This is a genomic window from Pseudomonas gessardii (genome assembly GCF_001983165.1).
Classification (GTDB): Bacteria; Pseudomonadota; Gammaproteobacteria; order Pseudomonadales; family Pseudomonadaceae; genus Aquipseudomonas; species Aquipseudomonas gessardii.
This window is the reverse complement of sequence record NZ_MNPU01000002.1, coordinates 63,634-77,808: the sequence shown is the minus strand read 5'-3', so window position 1 is coordinate 77,808 and position 14,175 is coordinate 63,634. Positions and strand designations below refer to the sequence as shown.

The 14,175-nt window shown below is 63.0% G+C and carries 12 protein-coding genes; 6 read left to right on the top strand and 6 right to left on the bottom strand.

Annotated features, from left to right (window positions below):
• Positions 1 to 144: 144 nt before the first annotated feature.
• Together BLL38_RS02590 and rlmKL are read right to left on the bottom strand one after the other, a co-directional pair.
• Entirely contained in the window at positions 145 to 2,544 is a 2,400-nt protein-coding gene (locus BLL38_RS02590) for a sensor domain-containing diguanylate cyclase (RefSeq protein WP_076961211.1), read from the bottom strand.
• A gap of 135 nt (positions 2,545 to 2,679) precedes the next feature.
• Positions 2,680 to 4,950: a bifunctional 23S rRNA (guanine(2069)-N(7))-methyltransferase RlmK/23S rRNA (guanine(2445)-N(2))-methyltransferase RlmL gene (gene rlmKL / locus BLL38_RS02585; RefSeq protein ID WP_076961210.1), complete on the bottom strand. Its 2,271-nt coding sequence runs from the start codon at positions 4,948 to 4,950 to the stop codon at positions 2,680 to 2,682.
• Between the two features lie 533 nt (positions 4,951 to 5,483).
• On the opposite strand from rlmKL, the gene rmf reads away from it, so the two are divergent.
• Positions 5,484 to 5,699: a ribosome modulation factor gene (gene rmf, locus BLL38_RS02575; protein WP_002553055.1), complete on the top strand. Its 216-nt coding sequence runs from the start codon at positions 5,484 to 5,486 to the stop codon at positions 5,697 to 5,699.
• Positions 5,700 to 5,817: 118 nt separating this feature from the next.
• Here the strand turns inward: rmf and BLL38_RS02570 are convergent, their stop codons facing one another.
• From BLL38_RS02570 to BLL38_RS02555, 4 genes are all read right to left on the bottom strand, one after another.
• Positions 5,818 to 6,843: a quinone-dependent dihydroorotate dehydrogenase gene (locus BLL38_RS02570; RefSeq protein ID WP_076961209.1), complete on the bottom strand. Its 1,026-nt coding sequence runs from the start codon at positions 6,841 to 6,843 to the stop codon at positions 5,818 to 5,820.
• Between the two features lie 91 nt (positions 6,844 to 6,934).
• Positions 6,935 to 7,399, bottom strand: a complete 465-nt coding sequence (locus BLL38_RS02565; protein ID WP_076961208.1) for a transglycosylase SLT domain-containing protein — start codon at positions 7,397 to 7,399, stop codon at positions 6,935 to 6,937.
• Positions 7,396 to 7,818: a winged helix-turn-helix domain-containing protein gene (locus tag BLL38_RS02560; RefSeq protein ID WP_076961207.1), complete on the bottom strand. Its 423-nt coding sequence runs from the start codon at positions 7,816 to 7,818 to the stop codon at positions 7,396 to 7,398. Before BLL38_RS02560 ends, BLL38_RS02565 begins: the two co-directional genes overlap by 4 nt.
• A gap of 195 nt (positions 7,819 to 8,013) precedes the next feature.
• Positions 8,014 to 8,943: a secretin N-terminal domain-containing protein gene (locus tag BLL38_RS02555; RefSeq protein WP_076961206.1), complete on the bottom strand. Its 930-nt coding sequence runs from the start codon at positions 8,941 to 8,943 to the stop codon at positions 8,014 to 8,016.
• A gap of 24 nt (positions 8,944 to 8,967) precedes the next feature.
• On the opposite strand from BLL38_RS02555, the gene BLL38_RS30280 reads away from it, so the two are divergent.
• The 5 genes from BLL38_RS30280 to BLL38_RS02530 all read left to right on the top strand — a co-directional run bounded on the left by BLL38_RS30280 (position 8,968) and on the right by BLL38_RS02530 (position 14,153).
• A complete protein-coding gene (locus BLL38_RS30280; protein ID WP_076961205.1) occupies positions 8,968 to 9,183 on the top strand; it encodes a hypothetical protein in 216 nt (71 codons plus the stop codon).
• Positions 9,176 to 10,402: a CmpA/NrtA family ABC transporter substrate-binding protein gene (locus BLL38_RS02545; RefSeq protein WP_076961204.1), complete on the top strand. Its 1,227-nt coding sequence runs from the start codon at positions 9,176 to 9,178 to the stop codon at positions 10,400 to 10,402. The genes BLL38_RS30280 and BLL38_RS02545 overlap by 8 nt, the downstream gene beginning before the upstream one ends.
• A 13-nt stretch (positions 10,403 to 10,415) precedes the next feature.
• Positions 10,416 to 10,991, top strand: a complete 576-nt coding sequence (locus BLL38_RS02540) for an ANTAR domain-containing response regulator (RefSeq protein ID WP_076961203.1) — start codon at positions 10,416 to 10,418, stop codon at positions 10,989 to 10,991.
• A 283-nt stretch (positions 10,992 to 11,274) separates the two neighbouring features.
• Complete coding sequence (locus BLL38_RS02535) at positions 11,275 to 12,486, top strand: nitrate/nitrite transporter (RefSeq protein WP_076961202.1); 1,212 nt, start codon at positions 11,275 to 11,277, stop codon at positions 12,484 to 12,486.
• A complete protein-coding gene (locus BLL38_RS02530) occupies positions 12,486 to 14,153 on the top strand; it encodes a bifunctional protein-serine/threonine kinase/phosphatase (RefSeq protein WP_076961201.1) in 1,668 nt (555 codons plus the stop codon). The genes BLL38_RS02535 and BLL38_RS02530 overlap by 1 nt, the downstream gene beginning before the upstream one ends.
• The last annotated feature ends 22 nt before the right edge of the window (positions 14,154 to 14,175 follow it).

Sequence of the window (14,175 nt, the reverse complement as noted above, 5' to 3'; positions counted from 1 at the left end):
TGGTTGGCTTACCAACCCTTTGAAAGCGCTGCGAACCAAATGTGGGAGCGGGCTTGCTCGCGATAGCGGTGTATCAGTGCCAGATTTATTGGCTGACACACCGCTATCGCGAGCAAGCCCGCTCCCACATTAGGGATACGGTACTCAGGCAGGCAACCGCTGCGCCTCGACCCGATCCCGACCCGCCTGCTTGGCCGCATACACCGCCGAGTCCGCGCGCAGCAACAAGCTATCCACGCCCTCATCGACCCGCCAACTGGCCACGCCGAAACTGGCCGTTACCGTCCCAACGCCGTCCATCGGCGTACTGCGCAGCACTTCCCACAATTCAACCGCCAGGCTGTAGGCCTGGACGCCATCGGTGTTCGGACACAGCACCATGAACTCCTCGCCCCCCAGGCGACAGAACACATCACTGCGGCGCACGCGCAGGCGGATACGCCGACACAGTTCCTGCAGCACGCCATCCCCCACCGCATGCCCATGCTGGTCATTGATGCGCTTGAAGTGATCGATATCCAGCATGATCAGCGCCAGTGCCCCCGATGTGCGTCGGACCCGGCTCATTTCGGCCTTCAAGCGGTCCTGGAAGTAGCGACGATTATGGATCCCCGTCAGCGAGTCGGTGATGGACAGTGCTCGCAGCTCTTCCTCCACCCGTTTGAGATCGGAGATATCCGACACATAGCCATGCCATAGCGTACCGCCGCCAGGTAACTCTTCCGGCGTCGCCTCGCCACGGATCCAACGCAAGCCCCGCCCCGGCAGTTGCACCCGGTACTCTTCGCGCCAGTGGCTCAATTGCAACGCTGACAGGCGGATGGACGCGCGGATGCGTTCAGCATCCTGGGGATGGATACGCTCAAAGACTTGCTTGGCATCCTGTTGCAGCAACCCCGGGTCGATTTCGTAGATATCGCGGATACCGTCGCTGGCGTAGATAAACCGCCAGTTGTCATTGGGTTCAAGGGTGAACTGGAAGATCCCGCCCGGCACATGGGCACTGAGTTTTTTCAGTAAGCGATCCCGCGCCGCCAGGGCCTCATAAGCGCGTTTCTGTTCGGTGACATCCAGGCAGATCGCCAGGTGGCCGACCCACAAACCATGATCGTCAAGCAAGGCCGTGGCCAGCATATTCACGGTCAACTGGCTACCGTCCTTGCGTACCAACGTCCACTCCCGCGCCTCATGCAGGCGGTCGATGCCCTCCACCAGCATCGCCTGGCCGGGCATGATCCGTTTGCCCAGCGCCAGGCTCAACTGCACCGCACGGGCTTCCAGTTCGGGCGCCAGGTGCAGGCTTTCGAGGGTCATGTGACCGAGTACCTGGTCAGCCTGATAACCCAGCATCTGCTCGGCCCCCGCATTGAAGGTGCTGATCACGCCACGCAAGTCCGTGGCAATGATCGCCACCTGGGTCGCGGCATTCAGCACACTGCGCAACTGACCATGGGCACCGCGCAACTCATACTCGCGCTGGTGCAATTGCCTGGTGCGCTGCTGTACCAGCCTCACTGCCCGCTGACGCTGGCTGACCAGTACGTAGAGCAAGGCGCTGAGCAACAGGCTGAGCAAACAGCCCATGACCAGGATACTGGTGAACGCGGAATGATTGGCCTGGGTGAAGACCTGGCTGGGGCGCAGGCTCAGGGCGTAGACATGATCGCCCAGGGTCAGCCGGCGGATCGCCTCCAGGCTGCTATCGCCCACGGCATTATCCGACTCATAGAGCACCCGCTGCTGGGTATCGGAAGTATCGACAATCTGCATCACCAGGTTATCGCGCGCGGGCTTGGGCAAACCATCGGCCATCAATTGGCGCATGCTGATCACCGCCATGACGAAACCGTAGGGTTCGTTGTAGGGCATTTGCGCGGTGAACGGTCGAATAACGGGCGCTACCAGCAACACCCCCATGGCATACGCCGGCTCCACCCCCACCAGCGACATGGGCTGGGACACGGCGATGGTCCCGGAACGGTACGCCCGCTCGATCGTCGAGCGGCGCAGTGGCTGGGCCAGCAGGTCGAACCCCAGGGGCGAGCCGAGCAGGCTTTGGGTCTGGCTGTACATCACCGGCACATATTCGTCACGCTCCCCCGCCGGCACCAGCGCCCCGGCCTCGTTCAGCTCGCGAATGGCGAAAGGCGTACCGCGCTGACGTGACACCTGTTGTTCAAACGCCTGGCGCTGATCGCGAAATATACGTGGCGCCCAGGCATAGGCGCGCGCGCGCAACAGCAACGGCTGGGCGAACCCATCGAACTCTTCGCGGGACACATCATGGGAGTTGACGAAAAAGCGACGCAGGCTGCCCAGGCGCTGTTCCTGGTCTTCAAAACGCTCTTCCAGGCGGCTATAGCGTTCGTTGACCAATAGCTGAAAACGCTGGCGGACCTGCTGGCGATGCAGATCGGCCGTGGCCAGTGCCAGCACGACGGTGAGCGCCACACCCACCAGCACAACCACCAACGCCACCAGCCAAGCCGACGCCTGTTCGCTGATAAATCCCAGTATTTTCGGGCGGACGGCTTGCAACGGCATAGGTAAAACTCGCAACACCAGCGTGCAGGGGCGCCACTTTGGCTAAGAGGTTAGTTATAGCCATCGAGTCCACTTTTGACCAGCGCAAAAAAGCCGCGAACCCGGAAAAATCCAGGCCTGCGGCTTCAAGGCCGATCAACGCGCGGTGATTTTCCAGGCGCGGTGGATTTTCGCGTTACGGGCAAAATCCGGGTCGATGGTTTTATCGCTGATGTCCTCGACGGCATAACGCTCGCCCAGGTTGTCTTCCAACTGGAACTTGCGGAAGTTGTTGGAGAAGTACAGCACCCCGCCCGGTGCCAGGCGGGCCATGGCCAGGTCGAGCAATTGCACATGGTCACGCTGGACGTCGAACACACCTTCCATGCGCTTGGAGTTGGAGAAGGTCGGCGGGTCGATGAAGATCAGGTCGAACTCATCACGGCTGGCTTCCAGCCATGCCATCACATCCCCCTGCTCCAGGCGGTTCTTGTCGGAGAAGCCATTGAGTGACAGGTTGCGCCGTGCCCAGTCCAGGTAGGTTTTCGACAGATCGACGCTGGTGGTGCTGCGCGCACCGCCCTTGGCCGCGTGCACACTGGCGGTAGCAGTGTAGCAATACAGGTTGAGGAAGCGCTTGCCGGCGGCTTCTTTCTGGATGCGCATGCGCATCGGGCGGTGGTCGAGGAACAGGCCGGTGTCCAGGTAGTCGGTCAGGTTGACCAGCAGCTTCACCCCGCCTTCGCTGACCTCGGTGAACTTGCCCTGGGCGCTCTGGCGCTCGTACTGCTTGGTGCCGCTCTGACGCTCGCGGCGCTTGACCACCACCCGGCTCTTGTCGATGTTCAACGCCTGGGGAATCGCGGCCAGGGCATCGAACATGCGCGCCGAGGCTTTCTCCGGGTCGATGGATTTGGGCGCCACGTATTCCTGGACGTGCACCCAGTCGTGGTACAGGTCGATGGCCATGGAGTATTCCGGCATATCGGCATCGTACACGCGGTAGCAATCGACCCCCTCGCGCTTGGCCCACTTGCCCAGCAGTTTGAGGTTCTTTTGCAGGCGGTTGGCAAACATCTGCCCGCCTTCGCTCAAGCGCGCCTGCTCAACCACCGGAGCCGGGACCGGCGCGGGCTTGATCGGGTTGCCGTTCTTGTTGTACTGGCGCTCTTGCGGCTCGGTCGGGGCCTGGTCGTAGGCGGCCTGCTCACGTTCGGCCTGGCGCTGTTCCGGGGTGCGGCGCTCGCCGGTGACGAACTGGTCCGGGTTGACCTTGATCAGCAGCAGCTTGCACGGCAAGGCGCCGTTCCAGAACGAGTACTGTTTGTGGCTACGAATGCCCATGCGCTTGCCCAGGTCCGGGGCGCCGGTAAACACCGCCGCTTCCCAGCCCATGCACGCCTGGCGCAGACGCTCGCCAAGGTTCTGGTAGAGGTACAACAGGCTGGCTTCATCACCCAGGCGTTCGCCGTAGGGCGGGTTGCAGATCACCAGGCCTTTCTGGTTCTGGTCCGGGCGCGGCTCGAAGGTGCCGACTTCGCCCTGGTAGATCTTGATCCAGTGGCTCAGGCCAGCACGCTCGATGTTGTTGCGCGCGGGCTGGATCAGGCGCGGGTCGGCTTCGTAACCACGGATCCACAGGGGCGGCTTGTTCATGCCGATGGCTGCGCGCTCGCTGGCCTCGGTGTGGAGTTTTTTCCACAGCGCCGGCACGTGGCCGAGCCAGGCGGTGAAACCCCACTGCTCGCGATTGAGGTTGGGGGCCATGTCGGCGGCGATCATCGCGCCTTCGACCAGGAAGGTGCCGACGCCGCACATCGGGTCGGTCAGCGCGCCATTTTCCGCGGCAATGCGCGGCCAACCGGCACGGATCAGAATCGCCGCCGCGAGGTTTTCCTTCAACGGTGCCGCGCCCTGCTGCAGGCGGTAACCGCGCTGGTGCAGGCTGTGGCCGGACAGGTCGAGGGAGAGGATCGCTTCGCCACGGTCCAGGCGCAGGTGAATGCGCAGGTCGGGGTTGATCTTGTCGATGGACGGACGCTCGCCGGTCGGGGTGCGCAGCTTGTCGACAATCGCGTCCTTGACCTTCAGCGCGCCGAAGTGGGTGTTGTCGATACCCGAACCGTGGCCGCTGAACTCCACCGCCAGGGTGCCGTCAGGGACCATATGGTCTTGCCATTCGATATCCAGTACGCCGTGGTACAGGTCTTCGGCATCCTTCATCGGGAAGCGCTTGAGCACCAGCAACACACGGTTGGCCAGGCGCGACCAGAGGCACAGGCGATAGGCGGTTTCCATGTCGGCCATGCCGCGCACGGCCGAGGTGTGCTCGCGCGCGTCTTCAAGGCCAAGCCCGACGGCTTCCTCGATCAGCAGGCCTTCGAGGCCCTTGGGGCAAGTGAGGAAGAGTTCGTAACGGTCCGACATGGGGATTCCAGGCTTTTCAGCAATAAGTGAACGGGCGACGCATCGCGCGTTCGGTTTTCAATCAAGCGCTTTTCTTGAAGAGCGCTCGCGTGGCACGAATGTGTGCCGTTCCACCCCGGTGTCCAGGCCTGTAGGCCTTGATTGCCGGGGCAGATCGAGAATGTTTGCAACAAAAGGAAATATTCCGACCCTTCGTCGAATAATAACCGACTGCAAGCGGCGGGTATTCTCACTGAAGGATTAAACCCATCCTCTATACAGGGCACATCATAGCTGGCTTTGCCCAATAAATGGGACGAAAAGCCCCACCAGCTTATGGCTATAGCATCATTATCGTTACGTGCTTATGACAAAACGATCATTGAAACCATGTGACCTATTGGTTAGAACTCAACACAGGTTAGCGCCGCAACGACGCTGACACATCGGCTCGCCACGCCGGCAGCGAGCCACACCAACGGCAGAAAAACTCTGCCCGACCTCGGATGAGGTCGAAGGATATCAAGACAGTCAACAAGTGAGGGAAACACCCTATGAGAAGACTTAAGCGTGATCCGTTGGAAAGAGCATTTTTACGCGGATATCAGTATGGCGTTCATGGCAAATCCCGTGAGCTTTGCCCATTTACTCTACCGTCAGTACGCCAAGCCTGGATCAACGGCTGGCGCGAAGGACGCGGCGACAACTGGGACGGTATGACCGGCACTGCGGGGATCCACAGACTCAACGAACTTCACGCCGTCGGCTAATCAGGGCACTTAAATTCCGACAAACACCTTGAAGAATGTAACAACTTAACCACGCACGCCCCATCCGGGCGGCGGGCTTCGGCCCAGGGGCTCCTTCGAGGAGCCCTTTTTTATGGGTTCAGGCTTTGGGTAACGCCGCGATGGCGTCCACCGCCTGGCGAATCAACGCCGGCCCCTTGTAGATAAACCCAGAATACAGCTGCACCAGGCTGGCACCGGCGGCGATTTTCTCGGCCGCGTGTTTGCCTTCGGTGATCCCGCCCACGGCAATGATCGGTAAACGCCCGGCCAACTCGGCCGCCAGCACCTTGACGATATGGGTGCTCTGGTCACGCACCGGCGCACCGGACAGCCCACCGGCCTCGTCACCGTAGGCCAGGCCTTCGACGCCGGCACGGCTGAGGGTGGTGTTGGTCGCAATCACCGCGTCCATCCCCGAATCCACCAGGGCCTGGGCCACCAGCACGGTTTCTTCGTCGCTCATGTCCGGGGCGATCTTGATCGCCAACGGCACGCGCTTGCCATGGCGTACCGCCAGGTCTTCCTGGCGCTGGCGCAAGGCTTCAAGCAGTTGCTTGAGGGAATCGCCAAACTGCAGGCTGCGCAGGCCCGGGGTGTTGGGCGAGCTGACGTTGACCGTCACATAGCTGGCGTGGGCGTAGACCTTGTCCAGGCAGATCAGGTAGTCATCCACCGCACGTTCCACGGGGGTATCGAAGTTCTTGCCGATATTGATCCCCAGGATGCCCTTGTATTTGGCGGCCTGGACCCGCGACAGCAAGTGATCGACCCCCAGGTTGTTGAAGCCCATGCGATTGATGATCGCCTCGGCCTCCGGCAGGCGGAAAATGCGCGGTTTGGGGTTGCCCGGCTGTGGGCGCGGCGTAACCGTGCCGATCTCGACAAAGCCAAACCCCAACTGCGCAAAGCCGTCGATGGCCGCGCCGTTCTTGTCCAGGCCAGCCGCCAGGCCAACCGGGTTGGGGAAGTCGAGCCCCATCACCGACACCGGCATCTTCGCCGGCGCCTTGCACACCAGGCCATTGAGCCCCAGGCGGCCACCCGCGCCGATCAGGTCCAGGGACAGATCGTGGGAAGTTTCCGGGGAGAGTTTGAACAACAGCTGGCGGGCCAGGGTATACATGGGCGGGCTTGACTCGGATGGCGGCGAAAGGTGGCGGCGATTATAGCCGGGGTGGCGGGTACGTGCGAGGCATGGCACACCCGACGCTCGTTCATCCTTTGCGGTGGGCCATCAATTCTTCGTAGCGCGCCCAGATCTTCTGCGCATAACGCAGACGCAGCGCGTCACGCTCGGGCCCAGCGCCTGGCCCGACGTTGTAGGCCCCCACGGCGGTCCAGTTGTAGCCAAACTGCTTGATGAAGTCGGCCAGGATCGAGGCTCCCACCTCCACCGACAGGCACGGCTCATCCAGCAGCCGCTGCTCGGTAATCCCCAGCTTGAGCAGGCGCGGCAGATGGATGCTGTTGATTTGCATCAGGCCAATGTCGCGGGTGCCGTTGTTATTGCTGTAGTTCATGGCTTCGGCGCGATAGCCAGACTCCACGGCGGCAATGGCCTGCAGCAACTCCGGCTCGATATCGTACTGGCGGGCGACCTCGGCCCAACAATAAGCCCTGGCCTCACTCGCCCCACCCAGGATAAACAGCAGCAATCCCAGCCTGGCGGCTCGCCTCATACCCGCTCGACACCCAGTTCGGCGCACCATCCACAGGCCGGGCAAATACGGGGTGGGGCACTTACCGTCGGCGCCGCCTGGTCAGGCCGTTCGATCACCCGCACCCGGCCATTGAAGCGATAGCCGCGGCCATACACCGTCGCAATCAATCGCCTGTCGCCCTGCATTTGCTTGCGCAACGCGTAGATGCAACGGGTCAGGGATTCCTCGGCAATATCGGCATGGGGCCAGACCTGCTCCAACAGATAGTCTTTGGTGACCAGTACGCCGGGCGTGGCCAGCAACAGGCGCAAGACATGAAACTCCTTGGGCGGTAACTGAATGTCGCGACCGTCGGCGGTCAACCTGCCATCACCCTGCAACTTCCAACTACCAAAGGCCAGGGAGACCATGGCCAGGCCCTCAATTGCAGCAACCATTCAAACCTCTGTTCCTGTCTGACATTCACGGCGCCTTGACTTTGGAGATCGCAACGCCTGGGAGATATCACGACTATAGAAACCCGCCGCCAATTTCACGCTAGGAAAAAGCCCGCTGCATCAAAGTTTTCCGGGAGTGTTTCGTAGGAACTTTCAAGACCATCGCCCCCCGTTCGGGGCTGGCCATGCTGGGGTTCATTGCTCGGCGATGCGTGCAAATGCACGCCGCACACGCTCGTATTGATCGACGCTCAGGGGGGTCGAAACGGGGGGAGCCGAAACGCCATTAACCCCCGCCAGGGTCTTCTGCGACGCAGGCCCATCCGAAGCCACCTCCACCGCGAGCGTGGGTATATCCAGCTCGGCCACCAGTTGCTTGATAAGCCATAATTGCTGCTCGCTTCCCTTGATCAACAGGCTGTTGGTCTGCGGGTAGGCGATAACCGTTGCGCCGAGGCCTGCCTTCAGCCCCAGATCGGCAAGCCGTCGTTCGAGCAGCGTCGCCATGCCGGGCACGGTAACGTGTTGCGCCCCCGTGCCGGACTGATGGTCCGCGACGTCGACATTGAACACCTGGACGACCCCCACTCGCGGCAAGCCCTGGTGCCGTGCCGGACGCGGGCGGTCCATAAGCTGGGCCAGGCGCAAAACGTGATCGACGTAATTGGCGGGGCCTGACACATAAAACAATCGCGGACCGGCCTTGCGCAGGGGGTAGCGCGTCTCATCCAGCCCCGAGCGCGCCATGACCTGGCGCAACCGGTCGACCGTCAGATGCCGCAGGATCACCCCGGAACTCTTGGCCTCGCTCGCGTCATACAGATGCAGCACCTGGCCGTCGCTGTACCAGATCAGTTCGTGCTGCAACGCCACCGCCTCCAATACCGCTTGCGCATTGGCAAAATCAAACTGCCCGGTAATGCGCTTGCCCGCCGCCTGCCTGCTGACCACGATGGGCTGGCCCAAGGGCAACGCGAGCCGGCTGAAAAAGCCTTGCAGGCTTTCGTCCCACACCAGGGAGGTCTCGCCCACGGCAGGCAGGGCATTGAATATCAACAACCCGCCCAGCAGCCCGCGCTGCAGAAAGGCACGGCAGGTGGCTGCGGTCAGTCGATCAAGGAGCACGTTGGGTTTCCTGGGTGGCGTTGCATGAAGGAGCGCCATAGTGAAAGGCCATTGCGCGGCAATCTTGATGAAAACCTGATCGGCCACCGCCCCCCCACACGCCGTGGCATGTGCCTTGCTTTGGTTGCATATCGCGGCCCGCGCCAACGACGCAACGGGCTCAAGGACAAAGGTGTCGTGACCGGCCGGGGGCTGAAGCGGCGCTTTTTTTTCACACAGAAGGTAGGTGTTGATGATTGATCAGGTCGGCAACAGCCAGGCCAATAACCCCCTGGCCTGGGTCAACGGCAGCGATGCCCCGGAAAAGAGCAGCCTCGACCTGGGCTTCATGGCCTTGAGCGATTGCGCCTCGCTGGTGGTCGCGGCGACCCAGGGGTTTGCCCAGCCCTATGGCCTGACCTTGAACCTCAAGCGCCAGTCATCCTGGGCCGGCCTGCGCGACAAGCTGGTCAGTGGCGAACTGGACGCCGCCCATAGCCTGTACGGCCTGATCTATGCCGTGCACCTGGGCATCGGCGGCGTTGCGCCGACCGACATGGCAGTGCTCATGGGCCTGAACCAGAACGGCCAAGGCATCAACCTGTCCCAGGGCCTGCAGCAGCAGGGCGTGACCCGCCCTGAGGCGCTGGCGCGCAAGGTGCACCAAAGCCGCACAAAACTCACCTTCGCCCAGACGTTTCCCACCGGCACCCACGCCATGTGGCTGTATTACTGGCTGGCCAGCCAGGGCATCCATCCACTGCGCGATGTCGACAGTGTGGTGGTGCCGCCGCCGCAGATGGTCGCGCACCTGCAAGCCGGGCGAATCGACGGCCTGTGCGTCGGCGAACCCTGGTGCGCCAGCGCGGTGCAGCAGAACCAGGGCTTTACCCTCGCCACCAGCCAGGCGATCTGGCCGGATCACCCGGAAAAAGTCCTGGGCTGCACCCAGGCGTTTGTCGAGCAATACCCCAACACCGCCCGCGTGCTGGTGATGGCGATCCTGGAGGCCAGCCGCTTTATCGACGACAGCCTGGAGAACCGGCGCTCCACCGCGCAACTGCTCAGTGCCAGGGATTACCTGGATGCGCCCCTCGACTGCATCGAACCGCGCCTGCTGGGGGCTTATGACGATGGCCTGGGCAACCACTGGCAAGACGGGCACGCGCTGCGCTTCCATGGCGGTGGCGAGGTCAACCTGCCTTACCTGTCCGACGGCATGTGGTTCATGACCCAGTTCCGCCGCTGGGGGCTTTTGCGTGAAGACCCCGATTACCTCGCGGTTGCCCGGCAGGTGCAGCAACTGGCGCTCTATCGCCAGGCCGCAAGCGCGGTGGGTGTAGCGGCCAGGGGCGAGGACATGCGCAGCAGCCAATTGATCGATGGCAAGGTCTGGGACGGCTCGGACCCGGCCGGCTACGCCCGCAGTTTCCGCCTGCATGCCCTGGCCGACGATGTTGTCCGCCACGCCCTGCGCTGAAGGGAGGCCATCCATGCTGCGAATCCTGCTGATCAATGACACCCCGCGCAAAGTCGGGCGCCTCAGGAGCGCGCTGACCGAGGCCGGCTTTGAGGTGATCGACGAATCCGGCCTGACCATCGACCTGCCGGCGCGCGTCGAAACGGTGCGCCCGGATGTGATTCTGATCGATACCGAGTCACCCGGGCGCGATGTGATGGAGCAAGTGGTGCTGGTCAGCCGCGACCAACCGCGGCCCATCGTGATGTTTACCGACGAACATGACCCCGGGGTGATGCGTCAGGCGATCAAATCCGGGGTCAGCGCCTACATCGTCGAAGGGATCCAGGCCCAGCGCCTGCAACCGATCCTCGACGTGGCCATGGCGCGCTTCGAGAGCGACCAGGCTCTGCGCGCACAACTGCAGGCCCGCGACCAGCAACTGGCGGAACGCAAGCGCATCGAGCTGGCCAAGGGCTTGCTGATGAAAATGAAGGACTGCAACGAGGAACAGGCCTACACCCTGATGCGCCGCCAGGCCATGAGCCGCCAGCAGAAGCTGATCCAGGTGGCGGAGCAGATTATTGCCATGAGTGAGTTGTTGGGCTGAGACAGCGGCACCTACAAAACCGCCATCGCGGGCAAGCCCGCTCCACATTGGAATGCATTTTAAATGTGGGGCTTGCCCGCGATGGCGGCGTCACGGTTGGCGCAAGACTTGCTATGTAAACATCACAGGTAACCAACGGCGGTTGCCCCTCCACGACAAAGACGTCGCACATCCGGTTGGCCCAGGCGAACCCGGTGGCGGCGTTTTTTCGTTTCGGTGGGGCGGCCCTGGCCGGCCGTTCCATCACCAGGCCTTCTACAAGATCCCCCATCTGAGGTGCGTGATGAAATCAAGCTTCTGGAAATCCGGGCACACCCCGACCTTGTTTGCCGCGTTCCTGTATTTCGACCTGAGTTTCATGGTCTGGTATCTATTGGGCCCGCTGGCGGTACAGATCGCCGCCGACCTGCAACTGACCACCCAGCAACGCGGGCTGATGGTTGCCACACCGATCCTGGCGGGGGCGATCCTGCGCTTCTTGATGGGCATGCTGGCGGACAAGCTGTCGCCCAAGACCGCCGGCCTGATTGGCCAGGTGATCGTGATTGTGGCGCTGTTCTGTGCCTGGAAGCTGGGGATCCACAGCTATGAACAGGCGCTGCTGCTGGGGCTGTTCCTCGGCATGGCCGGGGCCTCGTTTGCCGTGGCCCTGCCACTGGCGTCCCAGTGGTACCCCGCCGAACACCAGGGCAAGGCCATGGGCATCGCCGGCGCCGGCAACTCCGGCACCGTGTTCGCCGCCCTGCTGGCGCCGTTGATCGCCGCCGCCTTTGGCTGGAGCAACGTGTTTGGCTTTGCCCTGATCCCGCTGATCCTGACCCTGGTGGTCTTTGCCTGGCTGGCGCGCAATGCGCCCGAGCGACCGAAAGCCAAATCCATGGCCGACTATTTCAAGGCCCTGGGCGACCGCGACAGTTGGTGGTTCATGTTCTTCTACAGCGTGACCTTCGGTGGTTTTATCGGCCTGGCCAGCGCCCTGCCCGGCTACTTCAACGACCAATATGGCTTGAGCCCGGTCACCGCCGGCTACTACACCGCCGCCTGCGTGTTCGGCGGCAGCCTGATGCGGCCCCTGGGCGGTGCCCTGGCCGACCGTTTCGGCGGGATCCGCACCTTGCTGGGCATGTACGGCGTGGCGGCCGTGTGCATCGCTGCCGTGGGTTTCAACCTGCCCAGCTCCTACGCCGCACTGGCCCTGTTCGTGTGCACCATGCTCGGCCTGGGTGCCGGTAACGGCGCGGTGTTCCAACTGGTGCCCCAGCGCTTTCGCCGGGAGATTGGCGTGATGACCGGGCTGATCGGCATGGCCGGCGGCATCGGCGGTTTCGCCCTGGCGGCAGGCATGGGCGCAATCAAGCAAAGCACCGGCAGCTACCAGTTGGCGCTGTGGCTGTTCGCCAGCCTGGGCGTGCTGGCATGGTTCGGCCTGTACGGCGTGAAGCGACGCTGGAGGACCACCTGGGGTTCGGCAGCCGTCACCGCAGCGCGAGTCTGATGAGCCTGCAACTGAGCGTGGCTCAGGCCAGCGCCATCGGGCCACGGGCGGAAAACCAGGACGCCCTGCGCCTGGTCACCCCGGCCCCGGAACTGGCCGCGAGCAAGGGCTATCTGTGTGCTATCGCCGATGGTGTCAGCCAATGTGCCGACGGCGGCCTGGCCGCGCGTTCGACCTTGCAGGCCCTGGCCCTGGACTACTACGCCACGCCGCAGACCTGGGGCGTGGCCCAGGCCCTGGACCGCTTGTTGCTGGCACAGAATCGCTGGCTACAGGCCAATGGTGGCGGCCAGCCGTTGCTGACCACCCTCAGCGCCCTGGTGTTTCGCGGGCAGCGCTTTACCCTGGCGCATGTCGGTGACTGCCGGGTGTATCGCTGGTTCGAGGGTGAACTGCTGCGCATCACTCAAGAGCATGTCTGGGAGCAACCGGGCATGGAGCATGTGCTCAAGCGTGCCCTGGGCCTGGACCAGCACCTGGTGGTGGACTTTCTCGACGGCGAACTGCGCCAGGGCGAATGCTTCCTGCTGCTCAGCGACGGTGTGTGGGCGACCCTGGCCGATCACAGCATCCGCGCGATCCTGCGCGAACAGGCCGACCTGGACCTGGCCGTCACTACGCTGGTCAACGCCGCGCACCTGGCAGGCAGCCAGGACAACGCCAGCGCCCTGCTGGTGCGCATCGACCAGCTCGGCGCCGCGACCCTGGGCGATGCGCTGGCGCAGTTGCAGCAATGGCCGTTGCCGCCACCGCTGAAGGCCGGGCAAGCCTTTGAAGGCTGGCAGGTAGAACGCGTGCTGGCGCACAGTCGCCAGTCGTTGCTGTACCGGGTGCGCGATGCCCTGCAGCAACCCTGGCTGCTGAAAACCCTACCCCCTGGCCACGATGATGATCATGACGCCGGCCAGGCCTTGCTCGCAGAAGAATGGTTTCTGCGCCGGGTGGCCGGGCGGGCCTTTCCTGAAGTCCACCCGGCCGGCGGGCGTCAGCATTTGTACTACGTGATGCGTGAATACAGCGGGCAGACCCTGGCCCAACTGTTCCAGCAGCAAGGCCCGTTGCCGCTGGCGCAATGGCAGTCCATCGCCGAGCGTTTGCTGCGCGCGGTGGGCATGCTGCATCGCCGGCAAATCCTGCACCGCGACATCAAGCCGGAAAACCTGCTGTTGGGCGATGACGGCGAACTGCGGGTATTGGATTTTGGCCTGGCCTATTGCCCCGGGTTATCCGAAGACCGTGCCCACCTGCTGCCGGGCACCCCCAGCTTTATCGCTCCCGAAGCCTTCGGCGGCGAACGTCCGACTCCGCAGCAGGATTTGTACAGCGTCGGCGTGAGCTTGTATTACCTGCTGACCGGGCACTATCCCTACGGTGAAATCGAAGCTTTCCAGCGGCCCCGGTTCAACACGCCCGTCAGCGCCAGTCGTTATCGACCGGACCTGCCCGACTGGTTGCAGCAGAGCCTGGAGCGCTCGGTGGCCGCGCAAGCCGATCAACGTTACGAAACCGCCGAGGAGTGGCTGCTGGTCCTGGAGCAGGCCGAACGCCGCGAACTGAGCCTGCGCCCGCGGCCGCTGCTGCAGCGCGAGCCGCTGAAGGTCTGGCAAACCCTGGCGTTGGTGTCGGTGCTGATCAACCTAGTGTTGCTGTATCTGCTGTCCTTGTAACCCGATGGCCCAATTCTGGGCA

Bases quoted from the DNA above. Each gene is read 5' to 3' on its own strand.
- BLL38_RS02590 (WP_076961211.1), bottom strand. From the start codon at position 2,544: ATGCCGTTGCAAGCCGTCCGCCCGAAAATACTGGGATTTATCAGCGAA.
- rlmKL (WP_076961210.1), bottom strand. From the start codon at position 4,950: ATGTCGGACCGTTACGAACTCTTCCTCACTTGCCCCAAGGGCCTCGAA.
- rmf (WP_002553055.1), top strand. From the start codon at position 5,484: ATGAGAAGACTTAAGCGTGATCCGTTGGAAAGAGCATTTTTACGCGGA.
- BLL38_RS02570 (WP_076961209.1), bottom strand. From the start codon at position 6,843: ATGTATACCCTGGCCCGCCAGCTGTTGTTCAAACTCTCCCCGGAAACT.
- BLL38_RS02565 (WP_076961208.1), bottom strand. From the start codon at position 7,399: ATGAGGCGAGCCGCCAGGCTGGGATTGCTGCTGTTTATCCTGGGTGGG.
- BLL38_RS02560 (WP_076961207.1), bottom strand. From the start codon at position 7,818: ATGGTTGCTGCAATTGAGGGCCTGGCCATGGTCTCCCTGGCCTTTGGT.
- BLL38_RS30280 (WP_076961205.1), top strand. From the start codon at position 8,968: ATGAAGGAGCGCCATAGTGAAAGGCCATTGCGCGGCAATCTTGATGAA.
- BLL38_RS02545 (WP_076961204.1), top strand. From the start codon at position 9,176: ATGATTGATCAGGTCGGCAACAGCCAGGCCAATAACCCCCTGGCCTGG.
- BLL38_RS02540 (WP_076961203.1), top strand. From the start codon at position 10,416: ATGCTGCGAATCCTGCTGATCAATGACACCCCGCGCAAAGTCGGGCGC.
- BLL38_RS02535 (WP_076961202.1), top strand. From the start codon at position 11,275: ATGAAATCAAGCTTCTGGAAATCCGGGCACACCCCGACCTTGTTTGCC.
- BLL38_RS02530 (WP_076961201.1), top strand. From the start codon at position 12,486: ATGAGCCTGCAACTGAGCGTGGCTCAGGCCAGCGCCATCGGGCCACGG.